The organism is Cryobacterium sp. MDB1-18-1 (assembly GCF_004402735.1).
In the GTDB taxonomy this organism is placed as follows: domain Bacteria; phylum Actinomycetota; class Actinomycetes; order Actinomycetales; family Microbacteriaceae; genus Cryobacterium; species Cryobacterium glucosi.
On record NZ_SOFR01000054.1, the window covers coordinates 13952 to 39429 of the forward strand.

Here is a 25478-nt window from a genome sequence, read left to right on the forward strand (position 1 = left end):
GCGCAGCTAGGGTATGTGTGGGCGTGTGATTTCCCCCCCTGTTCCGGGGTCCGTCGCACGGCCGACCATACCCATTTATCACTACGTAACCATTCGTCGGAAGGTCTGTCGTTCGCCCCAGCGGCTGATTCGATTTTCCAAACGGTGCCGGACCCCTCGCAGCCCTCGCTGCGGACCGGTCCCCTCCGTTCGACTGCCGACACACGGTCCCGAAACCCCTGTCGGCTGAGCACCCCGACGAAGAGGTGACGTCGAAGCGAGAAACGCGGACCCGCCGTGACCCACCCGACACCCGATACACCGATACCCGAAGCCTTCGACAAGCTGCCGACGTACACCGACGTCCGAGCGGGAGTTCTCGGATGAGTGCCACAGGCGATTTCCGTGACGTGGAACGCGAGGCCCTGCTGCGCCGCAGCCAGCGCTCCGCCGCACGCACCGCGGGGAAGAATCCGCCGGCCGCGCGCGCAAGCCAACCCGCGACCGGGACCTCTCCCGTCGTCCGGCTCGGGCGCAGCGCAGCGATCACCTTCAACCCGGCGCTCCTGAGCGCCGCCGAGCGCAGCCGGTTCAGCCGGCACATGAACGCGCGGGTGTCTCCGGGCAAGGGCGTGCTGTCCAACGCGGAGTACTACGCCCAACAGGCCTTTGTCGACGTCGCCCAGATCTCAGTGCCCACGGTGAGCGGCCGGGACAACGTGAACTGGGTGCTCAAGCGCGGCGACGGCAGCACCGAGGTCGTCCCCGACTTCGTGGCCCGGGCCGTCCAGCCGCGGGAAGCCGGTTATCCGGGCGTGGGTACGGCTGTGACCGCACCCGTTGCGGTGCCGGTTGTTCTTCTGCCCGCCGCGCTCCAGGCCGCGCCGCCGGTCACCGGACTGCCGGTTGTCGCACCGTTTACTACCGCGCCGCCGATCGCCGCATCGTTTGCGGCCGCGCCGCCGGCCGCCGCACAACCGGTCGCTGCACCGCCGCCGCGACCCAGTGCATCCGCTGCCGCTGCCGCGCTTGCCGCAGCCGCAGAGACCGCGGTCGCCCAGGCGGCCGCGGCGCAGGCCGCCGCCGCGGAAGCCGAGACGGCACAGGCCGAGGCAGCGCACGCCGCCGCCGTGCAAACCGCTGCAGCACAAGCTGCAGCACACCGTGCGGTTGAGCAGGCCGAGGCAGCTCAAGCCGCAATCGAGCAGGCCGCCCGGGCGCAAGCCGCCGCCGCACACGCCGAAGCACAAGCCGCGGCAGAAGAAGCCGCAGCCGCGCAAGCCGCCGCAGCACAGGCATCCGCGGCGCAGGCATCCGCAGCACAGGCCGCGGCCGCACGGGCCGCCGCAGCGCAAGCGATCAACGTGCCGCTCCACGTGCCACTGGCCGGCCCGTCGCGACTGCCCGCGCCGCCGGAACCGGAACCGGTGTCGACGGTGCGGTCCGCCGCGGAGTCTGCCGCACACCTCGCCGCACAGCGCGCACCCCAGGCGCCCCTGACCCGGTCAGCGCGTGCGCCGATGGCGCCCGCGCCGGGCGCGCCGATCGTGGCGAACTACGCCGGCACGGTCACGGGTTCTCAGATCCTGCGCGCCGAACGGGACCGGGCCAGGGAGATCCTGGCCAGGGCCACCGAGCTGCGCGTGAAGACCGGTCAGAAGAGCACGGGTCCGAACTATCGCGCCGCCCTCATCTCCGAGAACCGGGCGCGCACGAAGTTCTTCGAGCTGAATACCCAGACCGAGCAGGCCACCGCCCGCGAGGCGCGCATCGAGTACGCGGCGCTGCTGAGTTCGCTGACCGAGGGCACCGAGAACTATCGGATCGAGTATGAGGCGCAGCTCTCGGCGCTGCTCGCGGGCGTCACACTGCCGGCCCTGACGGAGCGGATCGCGGCCGCCGAGACGATCGTGCACCGCCAGGACGAGATCGCCGGGCTCGCGACGGATTCCGCGGAGCGCTGGGCGGCAGGCTCCCCGCAGCGGAAGGTCAACCACACCGAGTAGGCCAGGTCGCGCGGGCTCAGCGGGGCGGCATCCGGATTCCGCCATCGAGCCGGATCGTCTCGCCGTTGAGCATCGGGTTCTCCACGATGTGCCGCACGAGCGCGGCGAACTCGCTCGGGTCGCCGAGCCGGGCCGGGTGCGGAACCTGCGCGGCGAGCGACTCCCGCACCGCAGCAGGCATGCCCTGCAGCATCGCGGTGTCGAAGACGCCGGGCGCGATCGACACGACCCGGATCAGGGAGCGCGCGAACTCCCGGGCGAGCGGCAGCGTCATCGCCGCGACCCCGCCCTTCGAGGCCGCGTATGCCGCTTGCCCGACCTGTCCGTCGAAAGCTGCGACGGATGCCGTCGTCACGATGACGCCCCGCTCGGCGGTCCCGCCTCCCCCGGCTCCAGCACCTGCGCCAGAGCCGGCGCCGAGGCCGATGGCCATCTCGTCGATCGGCTCGGCGGCGAGCATCGCGGCGGCCGCGAGCCGGATCACGTTGAACGTCCCGGTGAGGTTCACCCGGATCACCCGCTCGAAGTCGTCGAGCGGGAGCGGGCCGTCCCTCCCGACGGTGCGTTCCGCCGGCGCGATTCCCGCGCACGTCACGACGATCCGCAGCGGCGCCATCGACACCGCCGCCTCGACGGCGCTGTGCACATCGCCCACGCTCGTGACGTCGCCGGCCACGAAGCGCGTCCGGTCGCCGAGGGCGGCCACGATCGCGGCCCCGGGTGCTCCCGGCAGGTCGAGCAGCACGACTGCTGCCCCCGCCGCGTGCAGGGCGGTGACGGTAGCCAGCCCGAGGCCGGAGGCGGCTCCGGTGACCAGTGCGGAGCATCCGTCGATGCGCATCTCAGAGCCTTTCGATGATCGTCGCGTTGGCCATGCCGCCGCCCTCGCACATGGTCTGCAGGCCGAAGCGGCCACCGGTGCGCTCGAGGGTGCCGAGGAGGGTGCCGAGCAGTCGGGTGCCGGAGGAACCGAGCGCGTGGCCGAGGGCGATCGCGCCGCCGTCCGGGTTGAGGCGTGCGGGATCGGCGCCGAGTTCGCGCGCCCAGACGAGCGGAACGCACGCGAAAGCCTCGTTGACCTCGTAGGCGTCGAGGTCGTCGAGATCGAGGCCGGAGCGGGCGAGGATGCGCCGGGTTGCCGGGATCACGCCGGTGAGCATCAGGAGAGGGTCGCTCCCCGTGATGGCGAAGCTGTCGAACCGCGCCCGCGGCGTGCAGCCGAGCTGGGCGGCGCGCGCAGCGCTCATGATCAGCACGGCGGAGGCGCCGTCGGTGAGCGGGGACGAGTTGCCCGCGGTGGTCAGCCAGTCGAGGTCGGGGAACCGGGCCGCGAGGGCATCGGTGCGGAACGCCGGCGGCAATGCGGCGAGGCCCGCCGCCGTGGTGCCGGGACGGACGGTCTCGTCGCCCGTGACGGAGGAGCCGTCGGGGAGCCGGACCGGGACGAGGGCGCGGTCGAAGTCTCCACGGCCGGTCGCATCCGCTGCGAGCCGATGCGAACGGGCAGCGTACTCGTCGAGTTCGGCGCGGCTGAGGCCCCAGCGGCGGGTGATCAGCTCGGCGGAGACGCCCTGGCCGACGAGACCGTTCGGGTAGCGCTCAAGCAGGAGCCGGCCGGACGGGTCCTGGCCCGGACGCAGCGAGGAACCAAGCGGAACCCGGCTCATCGACTCGACTCCGCACGCGATCACGATGTCATAACTGCCGGCGATCACGCCCTGGGCGGCGAAGGTCGCCGCCTGCTGGCTGGAACCGCACGGCCGGTCGATCGTCGTGCCCGGCACGGACTCCGGGAATCCCGCGCTGAGCAGCGCGGTGCGGGTCACGTTGTAACCTTGCTCGCCCGACTGCGTGACGCAGCCCCCAATCACGTCGTCGACGAGCGCGGGGTCGAGGTCATTCCGGCGGACCAGCTCGGCGAGCACCCCGGCGAGCAGGTCCGCCGGGTGCACCCCCGACAGCGCTCCATTCGGCTTGCCCCGCCCGGACGGGGTACGCACGACATCGATGATCACGGCCTCGTTGCTCATGCCGACAGCCTAGGCCTATGCCGCGCCGCCGGGGCCCGCCGGCGTTGGCGCGGCGCAGGGCTCCGCGAGCAACGGGCGGGCGGATGCGCGGCGCGGGTCAGGCCGAGAGCGCCCACATCGCGACGGCGCTCGCCGCGGCCACGTTGAGGGAGTCGACGCCGTGCTTCATCGGGATCTGCACGACACTGTCCGCTGCGGCGAGGGCGTCCTCGGTGAGGCCGTCGCCCTCGGCGCCGAGCAGCAGGGCGAGCTTCTCGTGATCGCGAGACTGCACGTCACGGAGGCTGACGGCATCCGCCCGGAGGGCGAGCGCGGCGACGTGGAAACCGTGCCTCGACAGCAGGGCGCGGGTGCTCGTCCAGTCGCCGACGCGGGTCCACGGCACCTGCAGCACCGTCCCCATCGAGACGCGGATGGCGCGGCGGTAGAACGGGTCGGAGCAGCGCGGCGTGACGAGGATCGCATCCGCCCCGATCGCGCCGGCGGAGCGGAAGATGGCGCCGACGTTGGTGGGGTCTGACACGTTCTCGAGGATCACGATGCGCCGGGCTCCGGCGAGCAGGCTATCGGCGTCCGGCAGGACCGGCCGGTTCATCGCCGCGATCAGACCGCGGTGCAGGATGTACCCGGTCAGCTCGGCGAGGAGCTCCCCTGGCCCGACGAACACCGGCACGTCCTCGCCGACGAGCGCGCGCGCCTCGTCGACCGTGTTGCCGAGCGCGAGCACGGAGCGTGGCCGGTGGCCGGCACGCAGCGCCCGCTCGAGCACGAGCGCAGACTCGGCGATGTACAGGCCGTGCTCGGTGCCGCGGGCCTTCTTGAGGGCAACGTCGGTGACGTGGGCGTAGTCGACGAGTCTCGGGTCGTCGAGGTCGGTGATCGGGGTGACGGGCATCCGTTCAGTCTACGAGCCGGCAGGTGCTAGTCGGCGAAGGGGTCCGGGGTCATCGTGTATTTGGTCGAGAGGTACTCCTGGATGCCCTCCGGGCCGCCCTCGCGCCCGAGGCCGGATTGCTTGACCCCGCCGAACGGTGCGGCCGCGTTCGAGATCACGCCGATGTTGAGCCCCATCATCCCGGTCTGCAGGCGTTCGACCATGCGTTGCCCGCGGGCAAGGTCCCGGGTGAAGACGTAGCTGACCAGCCCGAACTCGGTGTCGTTGGCGAGCCGCACTGCGTCGTCCTCCTCGTCGAAGGTCGCGATCGCGAGCACCGGCCCGAAGATCTCCTCGCGCAGGATGTCACTGCCCGGCGCGACCCCGGCCAGCACGGTCGGCTCGAAGAAGGTGCCGGCGCCTTCGATCGAGTCGCCGCCGGTGAGCAGTCTCGCGCCGCGCTCGAGGGCGTCCTGCACCAGGGTGGATGCCTTCTCCACGGCCCCGGCGTTGATCAACGGTCCGATGTTCACGCCCTCTGCGGTGCCGCGACCCACGACGAAGTCCTGCACCCGCTCGGTGACCCGGCGGGCGAACTCCTCCGCGACGGACGCCTGCACGATGAACCGGTTGGCGGCCGTGCATGCCTGCCCGACGTTGCGGAATTTCGCCGCGATCGCGCCGTCGATGGCCTTGTCGAGGTCGGCGTCGGCGAAGACGATGAACGGCGCGTTCCCGCCGAGTTCCATCGAGGTGCGCAGCACGCCCTGGCCGGCCTGGCCGATCATTCGGCGGCCGACGGCCGTCGAACCGGTGAAGCTGAGCTTGCGCAGCCGCGGGTCGGCGATGATCGGGTCGGATACCGCGCCGGAACGCGAGGTCGTGATGACGTTGAGCACACCGGCGGGGAGCCCGACCTCGGCGAGGAGCTTGGCGAAGTACAGGGTCGTGAGCGGGGTCAGCGACGCCGGCTTCACAACGACGGTGCAGCCGGCGGCGAGCGCGGGGGCGATCTTGCGGGTGGCCATGGCGAGCGGGAAGTTCCAGGGCGTGATCAGGAAGCAGGGGCCGACCGGGTGCTGGGACACCAGCATCCGTCCGGTGCCCTCGGGGTTGGTGCCGTACCGGCCGCTGATGCGCACGGCCTCTTCGCTGAACCAGCGCAGGAATTCGCCGCCGTACGCGACCTCGCCGTAGGCCTCGGCGAGCGGCTTGCCCATCTCGATCGTCATCAGGAGCGCGAACTCCTGCTTGCGCTCCTGCATCAGGTCGAAGGCGCGCCGAAGGATCTCACCGCGTACCCGGGGTGGGGTCGCCGCCCAGCTGTCCTGGGCGTCGACGGCGGCGTCGAGGGCTGCTGCGCCGTCGGCGACCCCGGCGTCGGCGATCGAGGCGATGACGAGCCCGGTGGCCGGGTCGACGACGTCGAGCGTCGCCCCGTCACGCGCGGGCACCCACTCCCCGTTGATGAAGAGTTCCTTCGGAACCATCCGGAGAAGTTCGGCTTCGGTGACGTTCGTCATAGTGTCTCCCTGTCGCGAGTGTCTGCTGCTCTGCGTCATCCAGCCTATCCGCGGGCGGCCGCGCTCACATAGCGTGCAGCTCTCCGCGCACGATCGAATTTCCTGAGTGAGCCGGGTTTCCGTTGTCGGGTTCCGCCGAAACGTCGACGAGCGGGTACTGGGCGAGGTCGACGCCGTCCGGGATATCGAAGTGGCCGATGTTCCCGTCGAGCAGGCCGATGCTGATCAGGCCGGACGCATCCGCCTTGATCAGCCAGACTTCGCGGAGGGGGGCCGCCGCGGTTGCGACGGCGAGACCGGTGAGGTCGACGACGACCTCGCGATGACCGCCGGGAGTCACCTCGACCGCCGCACTGCCGCTCGCCTTCCAGCCGGGGAAGGGCGTGAGCTGGGCCTCGAAGGTGATGGGCGCCGTCGCGGGCGGGCGGAGTGCGTCGGCCCAGCGGGCGGCGCCGAACCCGGCGAGGAGCAGCGCCAGGCTCGCCGCCGCGGCGATGAGGACCCGCACCCAGGTTCGGGTCGTGGACCTCACACGTCGGCGAGGCCGCAGCCGGGCAGGCGAGTCGGAAGCGCGGGGGGTCGCCGGCTGCGCAGCGGGGGGCGGCGACGGCGAAACGGGCAACTCTGCCACGGGCACCGGCAGGGCCGCGACCGGCCGGGCAGGCACCTTAATTGCGGGATCCCCCGCGGATGCCTCCCGACTGCCCGGAAAAAGGTCCGAGACCTCGGAGGCATCGGACGCGGCGGACGCGTCGGAGACCTTGTACCCGTCGTACCCATCGGACACGTCATACCGCTCGGAAACGTCGCACCCCTCGGAGTTGTCGGAGGCGTCGTACACGTCATAGACGACACCGGCAGCCTCTGCATCCGCAGGGCGCACGAAGTCACGGAGCCTCGGTTGTGCACCGACAGCGCCGCTGAGGCTGAGAGTTGAGTGGATGCCCGCCCATACGGAGCCCGCGGGCTCGGTCAGGCTGATGTGCCGGGCGGACCTGCCGACCGAGGCGGTGTGCTGCAGGGAGATCAACTCGAGCGCGCACTGCGGGCACACCGAGAGGTGCACGCGTTCCGCCTCGGTGAGGTCGAATTCCGCGAGGGCGATGAGTGCGAGGTCGTCGCGGTCAATATGTGTCATCTTCGGCCTCCAATCGGGCTCGCAGGCGGCCAAGGCTTCGGCGGATGTGGCTCTTGACCGTTCCCAGCGGCAAATCGAGCATCGCGGCGATCTGCGCGTGCGTGAGGTCAGCATAGAACGCGAGTTGCATGACACGTTGCGGGACGGGCGGGAGCCGCTGCAACTCTTCGGCGAACATCACCCGGTCGGCGACGTCAACCGAGTCGTCGACGGAGGTCGTCCGCAGTTCGCCCGCAACGGCCTGCTCGATCCGGCGGCGCCTTGATCGTGCCTCATGGGTGTCCGCGACGGTGTGTCGGGTGATCCCAACGATCCAGGCGGGGAGCCGCGCCCGCTCGGGATTGTAGTTGTCCCGTCCGCGCCAGGCCGCGATGAAGACCGTCTGCGTCACGTCCTCCGCTTCGCCGGGATCTCCGAGCGACCGCACCGCGATCGTGTAGACGAGCGACGACCACCGTGCGTAGGCCTCGGCAAGGGCACGTTCATCCCCCGCTTGGAACGCGGCGGCAAGTCGCACGTGGTCGACGTCATCGATGGGTACGGTCACGGGGTCTCGTCGCCTCCCAACTGTCAGGGTGATGTGATTGCCGGTCATCGTCGGTCCCTGCGGGGAGCGTCGCGCCGGACGTCGTCGGCGACAGCATAGCCAATCCCGCTCATCAGGGAACCGGCATCGCGGAAACGATCACGTTCGAGAGGTACCGACGTGCCGTGTAGTCGAATTCGCCACCGCAGGTGACGAGGGTGAGGCGGGCGGGCCCGGTCCGGTCGAAGACCGCCGGCCAGGGTACATCGGGCTTCAGGGTGAGGGCCACGGACTCGACGCGGTAGCGCCGTTCACCGCCATCCGCCAGAAAGAGCACGATGTCCGTGCCGGCCGGCGCCGTCGCGAGCCGGGAGAACGGACCGATGTCGTATTCGAGGGAGTCGACGTGCGCGGCGATCACGGTCGCGCCGGACGAACTGGCCGGGGCCGGACCGAACTGGTACCAGGCGGCGATCGCCGGATTCTTCGGCAGGCCCATGCCGCCGGTGTCGCCGAGTCCGACGGCTTCGATACCCATATCGATCCCGAGCGCCTCGATCCTGATCCGCACCGGTGCGACCAGTGCCACGCCCTGCACCGAGCGGATGTCGGCGCTCACCCCGGTGACGAGTGGCACCGCCGGAGGGAGCGGAGTCGCCGTCGGAGCGGGAGGTATCGGCGCGGCTGCGGACGGTTCGGGGAGTGCAGACGATTCTGGAAGCGCAGAAGCGCCCGTCGCGGGGAGCTGCATCGGCGCACCGGCAAGGCTCCCCGCGACGGACGTGCTCCCGCATCCGCTCAGCATCAGCATCAGCATCAGGGCAGCTGCGGAGAGCAGGACAAGGGCCACAGCAAGCATCCCGATTTTGCCCGCCGTGGCTCTCATCGTTCTCCCTCAGTCCTCGTTCGCGCGCTCAGCGACGCACTCGGCGGAGTCCGAGGAAGCTGGCCGACCCGAGGCCGAGCAGCAGCACGGCGATGCCGGCGAGCCAGAACGGGGTCGTGTCCGCCGGCCGGTTGGTCGCGACGAGACCGGCCTCACCGGCGGGAATGCCGTTGGGGTCGGAGTTCATGCCCGCGACCGTCTGCACGGCGACAGCGAGGCTCTTATCGGCGAGGCTGCCCCAGGCGTAGACGATCGTGTCGACTCCCTCGGCCACCTTCACATCGGCCGGGCCGATCACGGGTGCCGTGGTGCCGGTGGCCGCAACGACGGCCGAGATCGTGCCCGCGGGAATCGTCAGGACCGACTCCTTCGGATTGGAAAGGTTCGAGATCGCGACCGCGCCATTCGCCAGGACGTCGACAGCGGGCGCCGCGGCGACGTGCCGCACGACGAGGCGGCCAGAGCCGGCGGCAATCATGGACGTGTCGTTGGTGAACAGGGTCGCCGTGGGCTTCGCGTCTGCTCCGAGGTGCGCGACTGCAGTGTAGTTCATACCCGCCTCGAGCTTGAGGTCGACCGGGCCGATCGCGGGTTTGCTCGCATCTGCTGCGTCGGAGGGCGTGATGGCGACCGAATAGGTGCCGGCGGGGAGGTCGAGGGGACCGGCCATGTCACCCGGTTTGAAGTTGTCAATCGTCAGTTTGTTGTTGATGTAGACATCGACGGTGAGTCCGGGGACGCCGTGAAATACCGACAGTTTCGCATCATCCGTGGCGGCGCTGGCGGGGGCGAGACCACCGAAAATGACGAGCGCTCCGATCGAAGCGGCCGTGAGAGAGGCGGTGAGTGAAGCTTTGAATTCTGTGCTGTGTGTCGCGTGCATCATGTCCTCCTACGGTGGGGGTGAGCTGCTTCTTACCCTTACTTCCTGTTCAGATGCCATTTCGGATGCAGCGGCAGGAAAGAATTCCTCGAGGAGAATGAGCGCCCGGCTTCGGACGGACGGAGACCGGCCTGCGCAGTGGGTGTCTGCGCAGGCCGGTCCGCTCGAGCCGGCCGCTGACTTTTCAGTGCCGGCGGTCAGTGCCGGAGGTCAGTGCCGGCGGTCAGTGCCTGTGGCCCTTCTCGAGTGGAACCGTCTGCACGGCGAGCGCCAGGGTTCCGTCGGCGAGGCTGCCGTAGGCGTACACGATGGTGTTCGTGCGCTTCGCAATCGAGACATCGGCCGGCCCGAGGAGCGGGTCGGTGGTGCCCGTCGCGGCGACGGCCGCCGAGATCGTCCCCGTGGGGAGGGTGAGTTCGACCTCGTCGGGGTTGGTGAGGTCGGTGATGGCCGCGGCACCGTTCGCGAGCACGTCGACGGACGGCGCTGCCGCAACGTGACGGACCGTGAGCCGGCCTTCACCCTTGCCAACCGGGTCGGGGTTGTTCGTGAACAGGGTGGCCGTCGGCGTCCCTGCCTCGGTGAGGTGAGCCACGGCGGTGTAGTTGTCGCCGCTCTCGAGGGTGAGGTCGACAGGGCCGATCACCGGGTTGCTCGCATCCGCTGCGGCGGCAGCGGTGATCGCGACCGAGTAGGTGCCGGGGTCCAGGGACAGGGTGTCCGAGAAGGAGCCCGGCGTGAAGTTGTCGAGCGTGAGGGCTCCGTCGACATAGACGTCGACGGTGACCCCGGGGATACCGTGGAACACGGTCAATTCGGCGGGCCCGTTGTCACCGGAACCGTGACCGTGCCCCCCGTCCCCGGCGTACGCCGGCCCGAATCCTGCGAGAGCTACGAGTACACCGGCTGCGGCGCCTACGGCTAGAATTTTGCGCATGGTTACCTCCTGCTTGTCGTGGTGGTGGGAGGCAGCATTGCCTCCCACCCCCACTTCGGGTGGTACCCCGCATCCGGATGCACCCGCGGCCAAAACTGTGGCCGATATGGACAACAGTTCCCGGTGGGCGGGCAACAGGTGTCCCCATCGGCAACAGTTGCCGGGCCACGAGGGTGGCGGGGCAGGTGGCGGAACAGGTGCTAGGCGGTCGCGAGGTCCGCTGCGGTGGTCAGGGTGGCGCCGGCGTACGCCAGCTCGGCGAGGGCTGCAGCACTCGCGTCCGGGTCGACGCCGGCCATGAGGTCGGTGAGCACGCGCACCCGCTGGCCGTGCTCGAGCGCATCGAGACCCGAGGCCCGCACACAGTGATCGGTCGCGATTCCGACGATGTCGACATCCGTCACCGCGTGCTCGATCAGCACCTCTGCCGTGCGCGCGCCCGACTCGTCGACGCCGGCGAAGATCGAGTACCCCGGTTCGCCCTGTCCCTTGCGGATATGCACGGTCCCGGCCGGTAGCGCGAGATCCCGGTGGTAGTCGGCGCCGGGAGTGTCCGCGACGCAGTGAACCGGCCAGGTGCCGGTGTAGTCGGGCTCTGCGCCCGCCGCGGCGAAGTGGCCACCGTTGTCGCCCGCCGCGTTGTGCCAGTCGCGCGAGGCGAAGACATAGTCGTAGTGCAGCGGATGCTCCGCCAGCAGTCTGCTGATGCCCGCGGCCACGGCTGCCCCGCCGTCAACCCCCAGGGCGCCGCCCTCCGTGAAGTCGTTCTGCACGTCGATGATGAACAAGGCCCTGGCCACGGTGCTCCGTTCTGGGTTCTGCGCCTGCGTGAGACGCTAGGTATTAGAGAGGTTGTTTCCGCAGCGATAGAACGCCGCCGTGATGGTGTCGATCGCCTGCTTCGCATTATCACCCACATCACCGAGCGCGTAAACGACGAAGGTGAGCGGAGTCCCGTCCGCGGCGTGGATGATGCCGGCGAGGGTGTACCCGGTGTCGATCCAGCCGGTCTTCGCGAACACGGAACCGTCGGCGTCCGCGTTCTTGCCGGTGAACCGGTCGCTGTAAGAGAGGGAACCGGTCTTGCCGCCGGCGACGGGCAGTCCGTCGAAGATGACCCCGAGATCGCCCTCGCGTGCGTTGATCTTGATGAACAGCTTGGTCAGGTACGACGGTGGAACGGCATTGTTGTCGCTCAGGCCGGAGCCGTCGGCGATGACGATGCCGGTCGTGTCGATTCCATACGTCTGCAGCCCGGCGACCGTCGATTTCTTGAGTGCCGAGAAGGTGTTGCCCGCGCCGGACTTGACCGCGACGAGCCGCGCGAGCATCTCGGCGATGGTGTTGTCCGAGACGATGAGCGCCTGCTTGATCAGTGTCGACACCGGCTGCGACTGGACCGATGCGAGCTGGGTTGCCCCGGCCGGCGCCGTGCCACGGGTGACCGTGACGCTGCTGCCGAGAAGGTCGGCGAATGCCTGCCCGGCGCGCCCGATCGGGTCGCTGCTGCGGGCGGAGGTGCTCTGCTTCGGGTTGTCTCTGTCGCCGTCGACCTGCAGGGCGGTGATCTCGGGCATGTACCCGTCGGTGAGTTCCTTGCGGTTCCAGCTGGGGTCCCACGCCGGGTCTCCGAACAGGGAGGAGTCGAGCACGAGGGAGGTGATCGGGACGTTCGCGGTCGCGGGGTCGGCTTGCCACGCCGCGACGGCCTGCACGGCGAGGGTGTCGAGGTGTGCCGCTCCGGTATAGGTCGACTCCGCCCCGCTGGGCAGCCGGGAAAGGGTCAGGTCCCCGCCGCCGACGAGCACGAGTGAACCGGGTTCCGCGCCCTTCACGACCGTCGTCGTCGCCCGGTAGTCGGAGCCGAGAACGCTCAGCGCCGCGGCGGAGGTGAGGACCTTGAGCACGCTCGCGGTGCGCGAGGGCGTGCTGCCGCCCCGGTCGAAGAGGACCTCGCCCGTCGTCGCGTTCACGACCTGGGACTGGAAGCTGCCGAGGCGGGAGTCGGTGGACAGTGCGGCGACGGAACACGTGCGCAGGTGGCTCGCGGGGACGATCGCTCCGGGAACCGGGCGCACGGGGATCGGCGTGGGCGTCGGGGTCGGGGTGGGCGTCGGGGTCGCGGAGTCCGTGACCGGGAGGGAGACCGGCGCGGAGGCGCGCGTGGACGCGCCGGCGACGACGGCGCCGCTGCCGAGCAGGGCGAAGGCAACGGCCCAGGACAAGGCCCAGGAAGCGGTGCGGTGCCGGGCGAGGAACCCGGCGATCCCGGCCGCTCCGGGGCCGCTCACTCCGGGGCGATGCGGGGCGGCGTCCTGGGCTCCTGGACCCTGCGGCGCGGTGCTGTCCTGATCGTTCACGCCTGTACTGTACCTGCGTCCGCTGTGAGGCGCGCGGCCAGCCACTCGTCGAGAACGGCGGCGGGCACCGGCGGAGACACGTGGTAGCCCTGGGCCTGGTCGCAACCGAACCGCGCGAGCTGCGCGTACGCCTCGGCGTCCTCGACCCCCTCGGCCACCATCCGCAGCCCCAGGCTGTGGGCGAGGTGGATGCTCGACGACACCACTGCGGCGGCGCGCTTGTCACCGTTCAGCGGCGCCACGAACGAGCGGTCGAGCTTGAGCTCGTCGATCGGGAGTTCGCGGAGGTAGGCGAGCGAGCTGTAACCCACGCCGAAGTCGTCGACGGCGATGCGGATGCCGCGGGCACGCAGTCTCCCGAGGATGTCGCTCGCCCGGCCGCGATCGTCGAGTAGGAACGCCTCGGTGATCTCGAACATGAGGGCAGTCGCCGGGAGGTCCCGCGCGGTGAGCATGACGCCGACCCGTTCAGGCAGGCCGGAGTCGAGGAGCGAACTCGCCGCGAGGTTGACCGCGATCGTGAGCCTCTCGCCGCGACGGTGCCACACCGCGGCCTGGTCGAATGCGAGTTCGAGGACCCGCTCCGTCAGCGTCTGCATCAGGCCGGCGTCCTCGACGAGTTCGAGGAATTCGCTCGGGTAGAGCAGGCCGCGTTTCGGATGGTTCCAGCGCACGAGGGCCTCAACCCCGCGCACCTCCCCGCCGGAGAGTTCGACCTTCGGCTGGTAGTGCAGCACCAGCTGGTTGGTCACAAGCGCCGCGCGCAATTCCTCGAGGGTGCGCAGCCGGGTGTCGCCATGGCTGTCGTCGACCGGGTGGTACACGCGATGTCCGCCGCGCCGCACCTTGGCCCGGTACATCGCCATGTCGGCCTTGCGCATCAGGATGCCGAGGCTCTCGCCGTGCTCGGGGCTCAGCGCGATCCCGATGCTCGCGCTCGACTGCAGCGAGATGCCTTCGAGCGTGTGCGGTGCCGCGAGGGCGGATTGCACCTTCATCGCGACGACTTCGGCCTCTTCCCGGCCGGAGTCGCGGAGGAAGATCGCGAATTCGTCGCCGCCGAGCCGCACGAGGAGGTCGTCCGCGCCGAGCTGGGCGCCGATCCGCAGGCCAACCTGTACGAGGAGCACGTCCCCGACGTCGTGCCCGAGACTGTCGTTGACCTCCTTGAACCGGTCCAGGTCGAGCAGGAGCAGGGCATTGCGCCCGCCGAGGGCCAGCCGGGCGGGCACTTCGGCGTAGAGGGCCCGCCGGTTCGGGAGCCCGGTGAGGTCGTCGCTGCGGGCCAGCCTGGCGAGATCGCCCATCCGGCCGAGTTCCCGGAATGCGATGACCGTGCGGGCTGACGAGACGACGAGGGTGGCGGCGGCGAGCCCCACCGTCACCTGTGACTCTCCGTGCCTGCTCGAAACCAGGAGGACGGCGAGACCTGCGATCGTCGCGACGACAGGGACCGCGAGCACGCCGGATCCGCTCGCCGAGGCGCCCAGCCGGTCTGCTGCATCCGTGCCGCGTTCGGCCGTGCCTCCGTCGCCCGTGCCCTCGTCGTCCGTGTCCGGGGTCGCTGCCGTGCGCAGCCACGTCGCGACGAGCGCGAGTCCGATCGACCAGCCGGCGTCGAGCCAGTGGCCGACCACGTAGGTGCCGTTGAGCTTGCCCAACGCGAAGAGGATGTCCCCCGCGGCGAACGAGAGCAGCCCGCCCACGAGCAGGATCCAGCTCTGGCCTGCCATCAGGATCGGTGACGCCGCGATCGCGACGACCGCTGCGACGATGACGAGGTCGAGCACGGGACTCGCGATGCCCACAAAGGTGGAAATGGACGGCGGCCCCTGGGCGCCGACCGCGAGCACGGGCCCGAGCACGGCGGACACGACAGCGGCGGCGCCGAGACCGCCGACGACGCAGTCCAGCGCGATCGCGAGGGAAAGGCTCCGCAACTGGTGCCGCACGACGGTGAACAGGGCGGCGAGCATCAGCGGGTAGAAGGCGAGGTAGCAGAGCTGGGCGAGGGCGGCCAGCACCGGCACCCAGTCCCCGGCCGGCAGGTCGGCGGCCGCGAAGAAGCCATTGCCAATCACGAACACGGTCACGGCCGAGGCGGCGAGCCTGGCCTGCAGTCGATTCGACCGGGTGCGCGCGACCGCCACCCAGCAGACGATGAGGGGCGCGGCGGCGGCGAGCACCCCGAGCAGGATGAACGCGGAGGAGACGTAGTCCGCCGGTGCCCGCAGCACGAGGCTCGCCACGTGCGCCGCGATGATCAGCCAGAGCGCCCAGAGCATCCAGCGGTCCAGGCCCTGGCGGCGCGGCGTCACGACGGCCGTCACGGTGACGCCGTGAGGGCGAGTCGACGTTCTGCGAGCCACCTGTCGAGTTCGCCGGCTGGCATCGGCCGGGACATGTGGAAGCCCTGGGCCTCGTCGCAGCCGTACCGGGCCAGGTCGGCGTAGACCTCGGCGTCCTCGACACCCTCGGCCACCATCGTGAGCCCGAGGCTGTGCGCCAGTTCGATCGTCGAGGAGACGAGGGCGGCCGCGCGCGGGTCGTCCTTCATCGGCGACACGATCGACCGGTCGAGCTTGAGTTCGTCGACCGGCAGGTCGCGCAGGTACGCGAGCGAGCTGTATCCCGTCCCGAAGTCGTCGATGGCGATGCGGATGCCCCCCGCCCGCAGCCGGGTCAGGATCGCGGTGGTCCGGGCGCGGTCCTCGAGCAGGAATTCCTCGGTGATCTCGAGGATGAGGGCGGATGCCGGCAGGCCGCGGTCCGCGAGCATCGCCGCGGTCCGCTCCGGCAGTTCCGCGTCGACGAGCGCGCTCGCCGTCAGGTTGACGGCGACGGTCAGGTCGGCACCGCGGGAATGCCAGACGGCGGCCTGGTCGAGGGCCATGTCGAGCACCTGTTCGGTCATCGCGTTCATCAGACCGGCCTCTTCGACGATGCTCAGGAAGTCACCGGGCTGGACGAGTCCGCGCACCGGGTGGTTCCAGCGCACGAGCGACTCGACACCGCGCACGGCCCCGGTCGCGAGGTCGACTTTGGGCTGGTAGTAGAGCTCCAGCTGCCGCTCGGCCAGGGCCACGCGCAGCTCCTGGAGGGTGCGAAGCCGGGCGGCGCCGTGGCTGTCGTCGCTCGTGTCGTAGACCCGGTGACCGCTGCGGCTTGCCTTCGCCTTGTACATGGCCATGTCGGCTTTGCGGAGGAGGCCGGTCAGGTCGAGGGCCTGGCCGGGATAGAGGGCGATGCCGATGCTGACCGTGGTCTGCAGGGTGATTCCTTCGAGCAGGTACGGCCGGGCGAGGGCTTCCCTGAGCGTCCCCGCCACGATCACGGCCTCCGCCTCCCCGGCGTCGGCGAGCAGGATCGCGAATTCATCGCCGCCGAGCCGGGCGACGAGGTCGGTCCCCCGGACATGGCTCGTGAGGCGAGTCCCGACCTGCACAAGCAGTTCGTCCCCGACATCGTGCCCGAGGCTGTCGTTGACCTCTTTGAAGCGGTCCAGGTCGAGGAGCAGCAGGGCCCGGTTGGCACCGGAGGTGAGGCTCAACGGCACCTCGGAGTAGAGGGCGCGCCGGTTGGGCAGCCCGGTGAGGTCGTCCGTCCTGGCCTGCCTGCGCATGTCGCCCATCCGCCGCAGTTCACGGAACGCGAGCGTCGTGCGGGCTGCGGAGAGGACCACGGCCCCTGCCGCGAGGGAGATGGCGAGCGGGGAGACCTCGATCTCGCTCGCGATCAGGAGGACGACGAGTCCCGCGGTCGTAGCCAGGACAGGGAGGGAGAGCGCCCAGCGCATCACGGCCGTGTCGCGGACGGCCGGCGCCGGCGGCACGGGCCTGGCCGAGCGGTGCGCCCACAGGGCCATCAGTGCGAGGCCCGCGATCCAGCCGAGGTCGAAAGGCGACGCCGTCGAGTAACTGCCCTCGATGGTCATCCCGGTGAGGGAGAAGCCGATGTCGGCGGCGGCGAAGAGCAGCAGCCCCGCGACCAGCATGAGCAAGTTGCGCCCGGCACTGATCGACCGTGAGGCGGCAACACCGGCGAGGGCGGCGAGAACAAGGATGTCCAGGAGGGGATTCACGGCGGCGACGAACGAGTCGAGCGAGAACGGCCTCCCGAATGCCCTGTCGATGCTCGGGCCGAGGAGGACGACGACGAGGGAGGCCGCGCCGAGGGCGCCGACGGTGCTGTCGAGAGTCACACCCCAGGACAGCCGCCCCTTCTGCCGGTAGACCAGGACGGCGAGGGCCGCGAGCACCAGCGGGTAGAACGAGAAGAAGAGCGCGGTCGCAAGGATCGCCAGCGAGTCGGAGGCAATGCCCGCGAAGACCAGGTAGACTAGGGAGAAGAGAATGCCCGACAGGGAATAGGCGCTCAGGGCTAGGGCAGTGAGGACCAACTCGGTCCGGCGCGCCGCGGCGCGATGGACCGATATCCAGCAGAGAACGATGGGCGCGGAGAAGGACAGCACCCCCACGATGTCGCCGACCGGGGTCCGAACGCCTGCGACACCCGCGACGAGGGTCTGGACCGCCGACGCCGCCACCAGCACGATGAGTGACCAAACGAGCCAGGCATCCGACCGTGGCGTGGCTGCACCTCGCCTGCGATCCTCCCGCACCAGCAATTCCATTGGATCCGAGCTCTCGATTGCCGTACCGTCCGGCCGGGGGTCATCCCCGGGTCGCGGTTGCCTGTGAGGTCAGGCTACCGTGCCTGAAGCACTAGCGTCGGCTGGTCAGCGGCCTATTCACCCGGGTAGCGCAGTCCGATCCGTTCCCGGACTGTGTCGAGGGTCTCCATGATGCTCACCATCTCCGCGACCGGGAGCAGGTCGCTCTCGGTGAGGCCGGCGCGGATGACCCGCTCGGCTTCGACCGCCTGGAATTGCATCCCGCGGCCGTTCACGGCAGACACGTACGATTCGAGCACCTCGCCGCTGCTGTTCAGCACCCGGAAACTCGTCGGCGAGTACCAGACCGCGTCGATCTCGATCCGGCCGAGCGTGCCCAGGATCACGGCCGTGTTCGTCCCGGCCGTGTCGCTCGCCGAGAGCGTGACGGCGATCTGGCCGCCGGGGTAGCGGAAGGTCGTCGCTACCTGGGCGTCCGCTCCCGTCGCCTTGAAGGTCGCCGCGGCGAGGATGGTCTCCGGCGTGCCGAAGAGCTCGGAGGCGAAGGTGATCGGGTACACGCCGAGGTCGAGGAGCGCACCGCCGCCGAGTTGCATCGAGTTGAGCCGGTGCCCGGGGTCGTCGGGGAGATCCTGGGTGTGGTCGGCGATCAGGGTGTGCACGTCGCCGAGGGTGCCCGCTGCGATGATCTCCCTGATTCGCCGCATGTGCGGCAGGAACCGGGTCCACATCCCCTCGAGCACGAGCAGGCCCTTCTCCGCGGCGAGTTCGGTGATCTCCCTCGCCTCGCGCGCGTTGAGGGTGATCGGCTTCTCGATCAGCACGTGCTTGCCGTTGTTCAGGGCGAGCGTCGCGTTGGCGGCGTGAAACGGATGCGGGGTCGACACGTAGACGATGTCGACCTCGGGGTCCGCGGCGAGGGCCTCGTAGCTTCCGTGGGCCGTGGGGATCCCGAACTCGGTCGCAAAGGCATCCGCCCCGGCCTGGGACCGGGAGCCGACGGCCTGGACGGTGTGCCCGGCCAGGATGAGGTCACTCGTGAATGCGTGGGCGATGCCGCCTGTGGCCAGGATTCCCCAGCGAATTGTCTCGGTCATGCTCCGAGCCTAGTCACGTGCCGTTAGAGCGCGGAGAGGGCCCGGTCGAGGTCGGCGATCAGGTCGGTCGGGTCCTCGATGCCGATGGACAGCCGGATCAGGCCGGGCGCGATGCCGAGGCGCTCGCGGAGCTCTGGGGTGAACGAGGAGTGGGTCGTCGTCGCGGGGTGCAGCGCCATCGAGCGCACGTCGCCGATGTTGGTCATCCGGCTGATCACCCGGAGCCCGTCGAGGAACCGGCGGGCGCCGGCGGTGCCGCCGCGCACGGTGACCGAGAACACCGAGCCGCTGCGGCCGCCGTAGAGCCGATCGGCGAGCTCGTAGTACGGGCTCCCGGGCAGGCCGGCGTAGTCGACGCTGTCGACGCGCGGATGTCCCTCGAGCCATTCCGCGATCGCGAGCGAATTCGAGAGGTGTCGTTCCATGCGGAGGGACAGGGTCTCGATGCCCTGGTGCAGCAGGAAGGAGTTGAACGGGGAGAGTGCGGGACCGATGTCGTTCACGACGGCCTCGCGGGTCATCCGTGCATACGCGGTGGGGCCGTACTGGTCGAAGATCGAAGGCCGGCCCGGGCGCACCGGGTCGGTGAGCAGTGGGTAGGAGCGCGTGGAGGCGGCCCAGTCGAAGCGGCCGCCGTCGACGATGGTGCCGGACAGGGCGGCGCCGTGGCCGCTCAGGAACTTCGTCGAGGAGTGCACGACGATGTCGGCGCCGTGCTCGAATGGCCGGATCAGGAAGGGCGAGGCGATCGTGTTGTCGACGACGAGCGGGATCCCGTGCCGGCGGGCGACCCGCGCGACCCGGGCGATGTCGACGATGTCGTTCTTGGGGTTCGGGATGGTCTCGGTGAAGATCGCCTTGGTGTCCGGGGTGATCTGGCGGTCCCACTCATCGTCGTCGGCTTCGTTCCAGACGTAGTCGACGCTGACGCCGAAGCGTTTGAAACTGCGGCCGAACAGCACCCGGGTGCCGCTGTAGATGCTCGCGGTCGAGACGATCCGTTCGCCGGAGCCGGCGAGCGCGAGCAGCGCGGCGGTGATCGCGGCCTGGCCGGAGGAGACGACGATGGCCTCGGTGCCGCCCTCGAGGGAGGCGATCCGTTTCTCGGCGACGGTTCCCGAGGGGTTGCGCTGCCGGGAGTAGATCAGGCCGTCTCCCTCACCGGAGAAGCGTCCGGCGGCATCGTCGTAGGAGTCGAAACGGTAGCCGGCCGTCATCGCGATCGGCTGGATCCTGGCCCCGTTGGAGCGGTCTTCGGTCTCGCCGGCGTGCACCTGGCGGGTGTCGAAGGCGTAGCCGTCCCAGTCGTACTCCGGCGCGGCGACGGTGTGCCCCGTGGCGGTGTTCCCTGTGACGCTGTGCCCTGGCGCGGTGTCCTCGAGGGTGGGTTCGATGTCGGCCTGGTGGGTCACGGTGTTCCTGTCCGTACGTTGTTGCTGTGCACGTTCTGGCGCTGCGCGGTATGCCGCAGGACGGCATCCCGCATCTGCAACACGGCCTGCTCGAGGATCGGCCGGGGCATGGCGAAGATCAGCCGGACGTACCCGTCATATCCCTTCCCGCACTGCGCTCCGTCGGTCACCGCAACACCCGCCTCTGTGCGGAAGAAGTCGGCGAGCGACCCCTCGATACCGAGCCGCCGACAGTCGAGCCAGGCGATGTACGTCGCCTCAGGGATGCGATAGCCGACCTCGGGCAGGTGCTCCGCCAGGAGCCGCCCGAGCTCGCGTCGGTTGCCGTCGAGGTAATCGGTGACCTCGGTGAGCCACTCCCGACCGTGCCGGTAGGCCGCAGTGGCCGCGATGACCCCGGGCGTCGACGCCCCGTGCAGCACCGCGAAACCGAAGATCTGGTAGAGCTCCTCGTCGGCTGGGTTGGACGTGATGAGCTGCGCGGCTTTGAGCCCGGGGATGTTCCAGGCCTTCGACGCTGAGGTCGCAGTGATCGTGTGCCGCGCGGTCACGGTCGAGAGGGAGGCGTACGCCACGTGCGGCGTGGACCCGTAGCGGAGCGGCGAGTGGATCTCGTCGGCGAAGACCCGGCCGTTGTGTCGGTCGACGATCTGCGCGATGGCCTCGAGTTCCTCGCGGGAGATCGCCGTCCCGGTCGGGTTGTGCGGATTGCAGAGGATGAGGGTGCGCGCGCCGGCGTGGAAGGCCGCCTCGATCCCGGCGAGGTCGTGCGTCCAGCGCCCGTCCGAGTCGATGCCGGGCACCTCGAAGACCTCTCGGCCGAGTGTCGGGATGAAGGAGAGGAACGGCATGTAGGCGGGCGTCGGGATGATGACGCCGCTCCCGGCCGGGGAGTACTTGGTGATCGCGACCTCGAGGGCGGCCATCACGTCGGAGACCGGGTGGATGTTCTCCGGGGCGATCTCCCAGCCGCAATCCGTGCGGAGCCACTCCGAGGCGGCCTCGGCCATCCGCCGCGTGGTCGCGGGGGCCAGGTACCCGAGGTCGCCGTCATCGATCGCGCGGTGCAGCGCCTCGGTGACCACGGGGGCCGTTCCGAAGTCCATCTCTGCGACCCAGGCGCCGATGGTGCCGGCGTGCAGGCTCCACTTCCGGCTGTCGGGCCGGCTCAGTTGCTCGCGGGTGATGTCGTCAAAGCGGGAAGTCGTCATCAGAATCTCTCCGGTGGATGGCCGGAGGTGCCCCTGCCTGCCAAGTAGTGCTTGACCTGCACGCTATCAACTGCGTGCGATGCGGGGAGTCTCGGTGCGACACATAACGACTCAGTGCGAGATCACGGCGAACTAACGCACGGTCGCGGTGCGGAGCGGCAACCAGATGCCCGCCATCGCGATCACGACCAGCACGACGCCGGCGACGGCGAGCCACCAGAGCGCGAAGTTCGCGATCAGCACGGATGCCGACGGGATCACGACGATCAGGCCGACGATGATCAGGATGGCAGCGACGGCCGCGATCACCTGCGGGCCGCGCGCCCCGAACCGCACCCAGGATGCGCCGAAGGCCCCTCCGACGCTCAGCAGGGCGAGCACCGAGAGGAAGACGATCGGGATCAGTTTCGTGAGGTCGCCGGCCCCGAGGATGTTGATGTCGAAGATGTAGAAGCCGAAGAACCAGTGCCCGGTGGCGAGTTCGAGAAGCGTAAGCACGGCGAACACCACGGTGAGATAGACGGCCTGCAGGATGTTCCAGGCCAGGGTCCCCAGGGTGAACGCCCGCCGGGTGGCCCCGAGCGCCAGTGCGAACGGGAACGTGGTCGCGGCAAAGGCGACGCCCATGCTGACCAGAAACCCGGCGAGCGAGAACAGCATGCCGGTGTTGCTCCGCGAGGCGTTGATCCACACTGCGGAGCCGGGCTGGCTGCCACCCCGCAAGAAGAGCAGCGAGATCAGGATCGAAATCACCACGACGACCGCGACGATGAAGAGCGGCACCAGGAGGGCGACCACGCGCCGGTTCAGGTGCAGTTTGACGACCGATGTGATGGCGTTCATGCTGCTGCCGCTTCCTTCTGCTGGGTGGTGCGGGTGGGCTGGGGGGCGGTCTGCTCCTCCGCGTTTCCGGCGGGCGCGCCGTATGCCGCGACGAGCTGCTGCAGCGAGGCCGGCGCGACCTGCACTCCCGCTCGCCGGGCGTCGGCGAGGAGGGCCTCGTCGGCGTCGCCGGTAACGGTCACCGAACTGAGAGTGCCGATGGCGCGCGTCTGCAGGACCGTGCGGCCGATGCACAGCCGGCCGACGGCATCCGCTGCGCCGCTGATCACGACCGCGAGTTCGCGGGCCTCGTCACGGTCGCAATCGACGGCCACCCGACCCGCGTTGAGAATGACGACCCGGTCGAAGAGCGACTCCGACTCGTCGATGAGGTGCGTCGAGAGCAGGATCGTGCGCGGATGCCGGCCGTAGTCCCGCAGGAGCACGTCGTAGAAGACGGTGCGCGCTCCGACATCCAGACCGAGGTACGGCTCGTCGAAGAGGGTGACGGGGGCCCGGGAGGCGAGGCCGAGCACGATCGCGACGGCAGACATCTGGCCACGGGAGAACTTCTTGATCGGCGTCTTCGCCGGGATCCGGAAGCCCTCGACGAGCTCAGCGGCGACCTCGGCGCTCCAGTCGGGTGCGAATTCGGGGGCGATCCGCAGCACGTGCTTGAGCTGGTAGTTGTCGGGGTAGCGCTGGTTGTCGCGGATGAAGCTGATCCGCGAGACGGTGGGCTCGTGCTCGAACGGAGTGTCGCCGAGCACAAGGGCCTCACCGGAAGACGGCCGGTCGTGGCCGGCGATGATCGACATCACGGTGGTCTTCCCTGCGCCGTTGCTACCGAAGAGCCCGCATATCGAGCCTTCCGGCACTCGGAAACTGACGTCGTCGAGAGCCGTGGCGTGGCCGTAGGTGCGGGTCACGGCGCGGATGTCGATGGCTGCGGTCATGAGAGAGCTTCTTTCTCGATCGTCGGGTTTCGATGGGGGGTCTGGGACTGGGACGGATCCTGGTTCTGGGACTGGGATTCGGTCTCGGCAGCGATCATCCGGGCGAGCTCTTCGGTCTCGATGCCGAGCACGTGCGCCTCGCGGACGAGGGGCTCGACGAACAGCGCGCGGAACGCCGCGTGCCGCTGGGCGCTGAGCAGCTCGCGGGCACCTTCGGACACGAACATGCCGACCCCCCGCTTCTTGAACAACACACCCTGCTCGACGAGCACGTTCACGGCCTTGCCCGCCGTCGCCGGATTCATCTGGTAGAAAATCGCGTATTCACTCGCCGACGGAACGGCCGTGCCCTCCGGGTACGTGCCGGCCACGATGTCGTTGGCGATCTGCGCAGCGAGTTGCTGGAAGATCGGACTGCTTTCGGAAAACACCTGTACCCCTTTGGTCCATTACTACACTAATGAACCTATGGACCTCGGCGGGTTCTGTCAAGCCTCTCCGGCCCTCCTCCGGCACCGTCTTCAGGGGCCATTCCCGCCCGGCACTCGGACGAGCGCACCGGCTGGCCCCAAATACCGAACACATATAAGGTTTTACCAATGCTCGACTCAGCTCGCCCTTCTCAACGGAGAGACCATGCCAGACAACTTGCGGACCGTACCCTCGATCTCTTCCCTGCGCACTGAGGGGCGTGGCCGGCCGCGGTTCCTCGCCACGGGCAGCCCGGCGCTCTCCTGGCAGGTCGAGACGGATTCCCCGGGATGGCTGCAGGAGTCCTACGAACTCGAAACCCGGGTCGGCTCCCGCGTGCTGAGTGCCCGGGTGGCCTCCGGGGAGTCGCAGCACCGGGCGTGGCCGGCAGACCCGCTGCCCGCGTATTCGAGCGGCGAGGTGCGGGTGCGGGTCGCGGGCGCTGATGGCCTGACGAGCGACTTCTCCCCGTGGCTCTCGGTCGAGACGGGTCCCCTGGGTGCCGCCGACTGGGTCGGCTCCTTCATCGCGGCGGGGCCCGCTGGCGGCGCAGCCACAGCAGCCGGCCACGCCTCCGACGCTGCCGAATCCACTGGCCCCGCCACTGCAGCAGACCTCGATTCCGCCGACCGCGGCACCGTGCGGTTCCGCACCGACTTCGAGAGCCGGGACGGCCTCATCCGCGCGACCCTCTCCGCGACGGCGCACGGCGTCTACGAGGCCGTGCTGAACGGGCGCATCGTCGGCGACGAGGTCCTCACGCCCGGCTGGACGAGCTACGCGGACCGGCTGGCCTGCCAGACCTTCGACGTCACCGATCTCGTGCACGCGGGCGGCCCCAATGTGGTCGGAGCGACCGTCGCAGACGGCTGGTACGGCGAACGTTTCGGCTTCGACGGCAACTTCGCGCAGAGCTATCCCGGACCGAAGGCGCTCGCCCTCCAGCTCCGGCTGGAATATGCCGACGGGCGCATCGACACCGTGGCGACGGATACGTCATGGACCGCGACGACGGACGGCCCGGTCACGAGCGCAGGGATCTACCGGGGCGAGAACTACGACGCCCGGGCGGAGGACGACGCGCTCGCGGTTCCGGGGACGTCGTTCCCGCATCCGCTCGCCGTCATCGTGCTGCCGGAGGACGCGGCGGACCCCGCGCGCGTCTTCCCCTCCTTCGCTCCCCCGGTGCGCCGGATCGAGACCCGGGCCGCCGGGCGCATCTTCACGAGCCCGTCCGGAGCGACCCTCGTCGACTTCGGGCAGAACCTCGTCGGCTGGCTGTCGATCACGGTCGACGCGCCGGCGGGGCACACGATCACCCTGCGCCACGCCGAGGTGCTCGAGCACGGCGAACTCGGCGTGCGGCCCCTGCGCTTCGCCCGGGCGACGGACCGCTTCACTGGCAACGGCGGCGGCCCGCGCACCTGGAGCCCGCGCTTCACCTGATCTGCGTGGTCGGGGTGCCGAGGCCTTCACCGACCGCGGTCAGCATGGCCTTGGTGTCGATCGCGTAGTTGAGCGCCTGGCGGATCCGGACGTCCTTGAAGGCCGGGTTCATCGAACCGTCGCGGTCGAGCAGGATGAGACCGGTCCAGTCCAGCTCGAACGGGTTCAGCGTGTAGCGTGTACTGAGTCATGACGTTGGTGACACTCGGCTGATGGGGGTTGTTCCGATGCCGGAGTGGATGCGTTCAGTGTTGTAGTAGTTGAGCCAGGGTGCAAGCGCTGCTGCGC

22 protein-coding genes and 1 pseudogene are annotated in these 25478 nt (G+C 69.7%); 2 read left to right on the forward strand and 21 right to left on the reverse strand.

Features of this window, described 5'->3' with window-relative positions; genetic code table 11:
* The first annotated feature begins 362 nt into the window (after positions 1–362).
* On the forward strand, positions 363–1985 hold the full coding sequence (locus tag E3O50_RS13840) for a hypothetical protein (protein ID WP_134447101.1): 1623 nt from the start codon (positions 363–365) through the stop codon (positions 1983–1985).
* Between the two features lie 16 nt (positions 1986–2001).
* On the opposite strand, the gene E3O50_RS13845 is transcribed toward E3O50_RS13840, so the two are convergent.
* The 19 genes from E3O50_RS13845 to E3O50_RS13935 all read right to left on the reverse strand — a co-directional run bounded on the left by E3O50_RS13845 (position 2002) and on the right by E3O50_RS13935 (position 23704).
* A complete protein-coding gene (locus tag E3O50_RS13845) occupies positions 2002–2826 on the reverse strand; it encodes an SDR family NAD(P)-dependent oxidoreductase (protein ID WP_134447099.1) in 825 nt (274 codons plus the stop codon).
* Position 2827: 1 nt separating this feature from the next.
* The gene (locus E3O50_RS13850; RefSeq protein WP_134559341.1) at positions 2828–4015 is read right to left on the reverse strand and encodes a thiolase family protein; all 1188 of its coding nucleotides are present in this window, start codon (positions 4013–4015) and stop codon (positions 2828–2830) included.
* A 97-nt stretch (positions 4016–4112) separates the two neighbouring features.
* On the reverse strand, positions 4113–4910 hold the full coding sequence (locus tag E3O50_RS13855) for an RNA methyltransferase (protein WP_134447095.1): 798 nt from the start codon (positions 4908–4910) through the stop codon (positions 4113–4115).
* 26 nt (positions 4911–4936) lie between these two features.
* Positions 4937–6412, reverse strand: a complete 1476-nt coding sequence (locus E3O50_RS13860; RefSeq protein WP_134447094.1) for an NAD-dependent succinate-semialdehyde dehydrogenase — start codon at positions 6410–6412, stop codon at positions 4937–4939.
* 64 nt (positions 6413–6476) lie between these two features.
* Positions 6477–7550, reverse strand: coding sequence for an anti-sigma factor (locus tag E3O50_RS13865; protein ID WP_134447092.1), 1074 nt, complete (start codon positions 7548–7550; stop codon positions 6477–6479).
* The gene (locus tag E3O50_RS13870) at positions 7537–8097 is read right to left on the reverse strand and encodes a sigma-70 family RNA polymerase sigma factor (protein ID WP_241975372.1); all 561 of its coding nucleotides are present in this window, start codon (positions 8095–8097) and stop codon (positions 7537–7539) included. The genes E3O50_RS13865 and E3O50_RS13870 overlap by 14 nt, the downstream gene beginning before the upstream one ends.
* Positions 8098–8209: 112 nt before the next feature.
* The gene (locus tag E3O50_RS13875) at positions 8210–8962 is read right to left on the reverse strand and encodes a class F sortase (protein WP_134447088.1); all 753 of its coding nucleotides are present in this window, start codon (positions 8960–8962) and stop codon (positions 8210–8212) included.
* Positions 8963–8990: 28 nt separating this feature from the next.
* Entirely contained in the window at positions 8991–9845 is an 855-nt protein-coding gene (locus E3O50_RS13880) for a DUF4397 domain-containing protein (protein WP_134447123.1), read from the reverse strand.
* Between the two features lie 223 nt (positions 9846–10068).
* Complete coding sequence (locus E3O50_RS13885) at positions 10069–10782, reverse strand: DUF4397 domain-containing protein (RefSeq protein WP_134447086.1); 714 nt, start codon at positions 10780–10782, stop codon at positions 10069–10071.
* Between the two features lie 200 nt (positions 10783–10982).
* Entirely contained in the window at positions 10983–11582 is a 600-nt protein-coding gene (locus E3O50_RS13890) for an isochorismatase family protein (protein WP_134447084.1), read from the reverse strand.
* A gap of 36 nt (positions 11583–11618) precedes the next feature.
* The gene (gene dacB, locus E3O50_RS13895; protein WP_241975373.1) at positions 11619–13142 is read right to left on the reverse strand and encodes a D-alanyl-D-alanine carboxypeptidase/D-alanyl-D-alanine-endopeptidase; all 1524 of its coding nucleotides are present in this window, start codon (positions 13140–13142) and stop codon (positions 11619–11621) included.
* On the reverse strand, positions 13139–15472 hold the full coding sequence (locus E3O50_RS13900) for an EAL domain-containing protein (RefSeq protein ID WP_134559344.1): 2334 nt from the start codon (positions 15470–15472) through the stop codon (positions 13139–13141). The genes dacB and E3O50_RS13900 overlap by 4 nt, the downstream gene beginning before the upstream one ends.
* Positions 15469–17775 (reverse strand): EAL domain-containing protein, encoded by a 2307-nt coding sequence (locus E3O50_RS13905; protein ID WP_134447078.1) that lies wholly within the window; start codon positions 17773–17775, stop codon positions 15469–15471. Before E3O50_RS13905 ends, E3O50_RS13900 begins: the two co-directional genes overlap by 4 nt.
* Before the next feature lie 113 nt (positions 17776–17888).
* Positions 17889–18872, reverse strand: coding sequence for a Gfo/Idh/MocA family oxidoreductase (locus E3O50_RS13910; RefSeq protein WP_134447076.1), 984 nt, complete (start codon positions 18870–18872; stop codon positions 17889–17891).
* Positions 18873–18895: 23 nt separating this feature from the next.
* Entirely contained in the window at positions 18896–20284 is a 1389-nt protein-coding gene (locus tag E3O50_RS13915; RefSeq protein WP_338145014.1) for an aminotransferase class I/II-fold pyridoxal phosphate-dependent enzyme, read from the reverse strand.
* Positions 20281–21495: an aminotransferase class I/II-fold pyridoxal phosphate-dependent enzyme gene (locus tag E3O50_RS13920; RefSeq protein WP_134447074.1), complete on the reverse strand. Its 1215-nt coding sequence runs from the start codon at positions 21493–21495 to the stop codon at positions 20281–20283. Before E3O50_RS13920 ends, E3O50_RS13915 begins: the two co-directional genes overlap by 4 nt.
* 132 nt (positions 21496–21627) lie before the next feature.
* Positions 21628–22338: a hypothetical protein gene (locus E3O50_RS13925; RefSeq protein ID WP_134447072.1), complete on the reverse strand. Its 711-nt coding sequence runs from the start codon at positions 22336–22338 to the stop codon at positions 21628–21630.
* Positions 22335–23273, reverse strand: coding sequence for an ABC transporter ATP-binding protein (locus E3O50_RS13930; protein ID WP_134447070.1), 939 nt, complete (start codon positions 23271–23273; stop codon positions 22335–22337). The genes E3O50_RS13925 and E3O50_RS13930 overlap by 4 nt, the downstream gene beginning before the upstream one ends.
* On the reverse strand, positions 23270–23704 hold the full coding sequence (locus E3O50_RS13935) for a GntR family transcriptional regulator (RefSeq protein WP_134447069.1): 435 nt from the start codon (positions 23702–23704) through the stop codon (positions 23270–23272). The genes E3O50_RS13930 and E3O50_RS13935 overlap by 4 nt, the downstream gene beginning before the upstream one ends.
* Positions 23705–23909: 205 nt before the next feature.
* On the opposite strand from E3O50_RS13935, the gene E3O50_RS13940 reads away from it, so the two are divergent.
* Positions 23910–25190, forward strand: a complete 1281-nt coding sequence (locus E3O50_RS13940; RefSeq protein WP_134447067.1) for a family 78 glycoside hydrolase catalytic domain — start codon at positions 23910–23912, stop codon at positions 25188–25190.
* On the opposite strand, the gene E3O50_RS13945 is transcribed toward E3O50_RS13940, so the two are convergent.
* Together E3O50_RS13945 and E3O50_RS13950 are read right to left on the reverse strand one after the other, a co-directional pair.
* Complete coding sequence (locus E3O50_RS13945; RefSeq protein ID WP_134447065.1) at positions 25183–25302, reverse strand: ABC transporter substrate-binding protein; 120 nt, start codon at positions 25300–25302, stop codon at positions 25183–25185. The two genes, E3O50_RS13940 and E3O50_RS13945, sit on opposite strands and share 8 nt — an antisense overlap.
* 75 nt (positions 25303–25377) lie before the next feature.
* Positions 25378–25478, reverse strand: a pseudogene (locus E3O50_RS13950) (IS481 family transposase); the annotation flags it as partial.

What these genes read in the sequence shown, in the direction of transcription:
- E3O50_RS13945 (WP_134447065.1), bottom strand. Translation starts at nt 25,302, where the DNA reads ATGAACCCGGCCTTCAAGGACGTCCGGATCCGCCAGGCGCTCAACTAC.
- E3O50_RS13850 (WP_134559341.1), bottom strand. Translation starts at nt 4,015, where the DNA reads ATGAGCAACGAGGCCGTGATCATCGATGTCGTGCGTACCCCGTCCGGG.
- E3O50_RS13865 (WP_134447092.1), bottom strand. Translation starts at nt 7,550, where the DNA reads ATGACACATATTGACCGCGACGACCTCGCACTCATCGCCCTCGCGGAA.
- E3O50_RS13920 (WP_134447074.1), bottom strand. Translation starts at nt 21,495, where the DNA reads ATGACGACTTCCCGCTTTGACGACATCACCCGCGAGCAACTGAGCCGG.
- E3O50_RS13940 (WP_134447067.1), top strand. Translation starts at nt 23,910, where the DNA reads ATGCCAGACAACTTGCGGACCGTACCCTCGATCTCTTCCCTGCGCACT.
- E3O50_RS13840 (WP_134447101.1), top strand. Translation starts at nt 363, where the DNA reads ATGAGTGCCACAGGCGATTTCCGTGACGTGGAACGCGAGGCCCTGCTG.
- E3O50_RS13860 (WP_134447094.1), bottom strand. Translation starts at nt 6,412, where the DNA reads ATGACGAACGTCACCGAAGCCGAACTTCTCCGGATGGTTCCGAAGGAA.
- E3O50_RS13930 (WP_134447070.1), bottom strand. Translation starts at nt 23,273, where the DNA reads ATGACCGCAGCCATCGACATCCGCGCCGTGACCCGCACCTACGGCCAC.
- E3O50_RS13905 (WP_134447078.1), bottom strand. Translation starts at nt 17,775, where the DNA reads ATGGAATTGCTGGTGCGGGAGGATCGCAGGCGAGGTGCAGCCACGCCA.
- E3O50_RS13855 (WP_134447095.1), bottom strand. Translation starts at nt 4,910, where the DNA reads ATGCCCGTCACCCCGATCACCGACCTCGACGACCCGAGACTCGTCGAC.
- E3O50_RS13925 (WP_134447072.1), bottom strand. Translation starts at nt 22,338, where the DNA reads ATGAACGCCATCACATCGGTCGTCAAACTGCACCTGAACCGGCGCGTG.
- E3O50_RS13880 (WP_134447123.1), bottom strand. Translation starts at nt 9,845, where the DNA reads ATGCACGCGACACACAGCACAGAATTCAAAGCTTCACTCACCGCCTCT.
- E3O50_RS13885 (WP_134447086.1), bottom strand. Translation starts at nt 10,782, where the DNA reads ATGCGCAAAATTCTAGCCGTAGGCGCCGCAGCCGGTGTACTCGTAGCT.
- E3O50_RS13845 (WP_134447099.1), bottom strand. Translation starts at nt 2,826, where the DNA reads ATGCGCATCGACGGATGCTCCGCACTGGTCACCGGAGCCGCCTCCGGC.
- E3O50_RS13875 (WP_134447088.1), bottom strand. Translation starts at nt 8,962, where the DNA reads ATGAGAGCCACGGCGGGCAAAATCGGGATGCTTGCTGTGGCCCTTGTC.
- E3O50_RS13910 (WP_134447076.1), bottom strand. Translation starts at nt 18,872, where the DNA reads ATGACCGAGACAATTCGCTGGGGAATCCTGGCCACAGGCGGCATCGCC.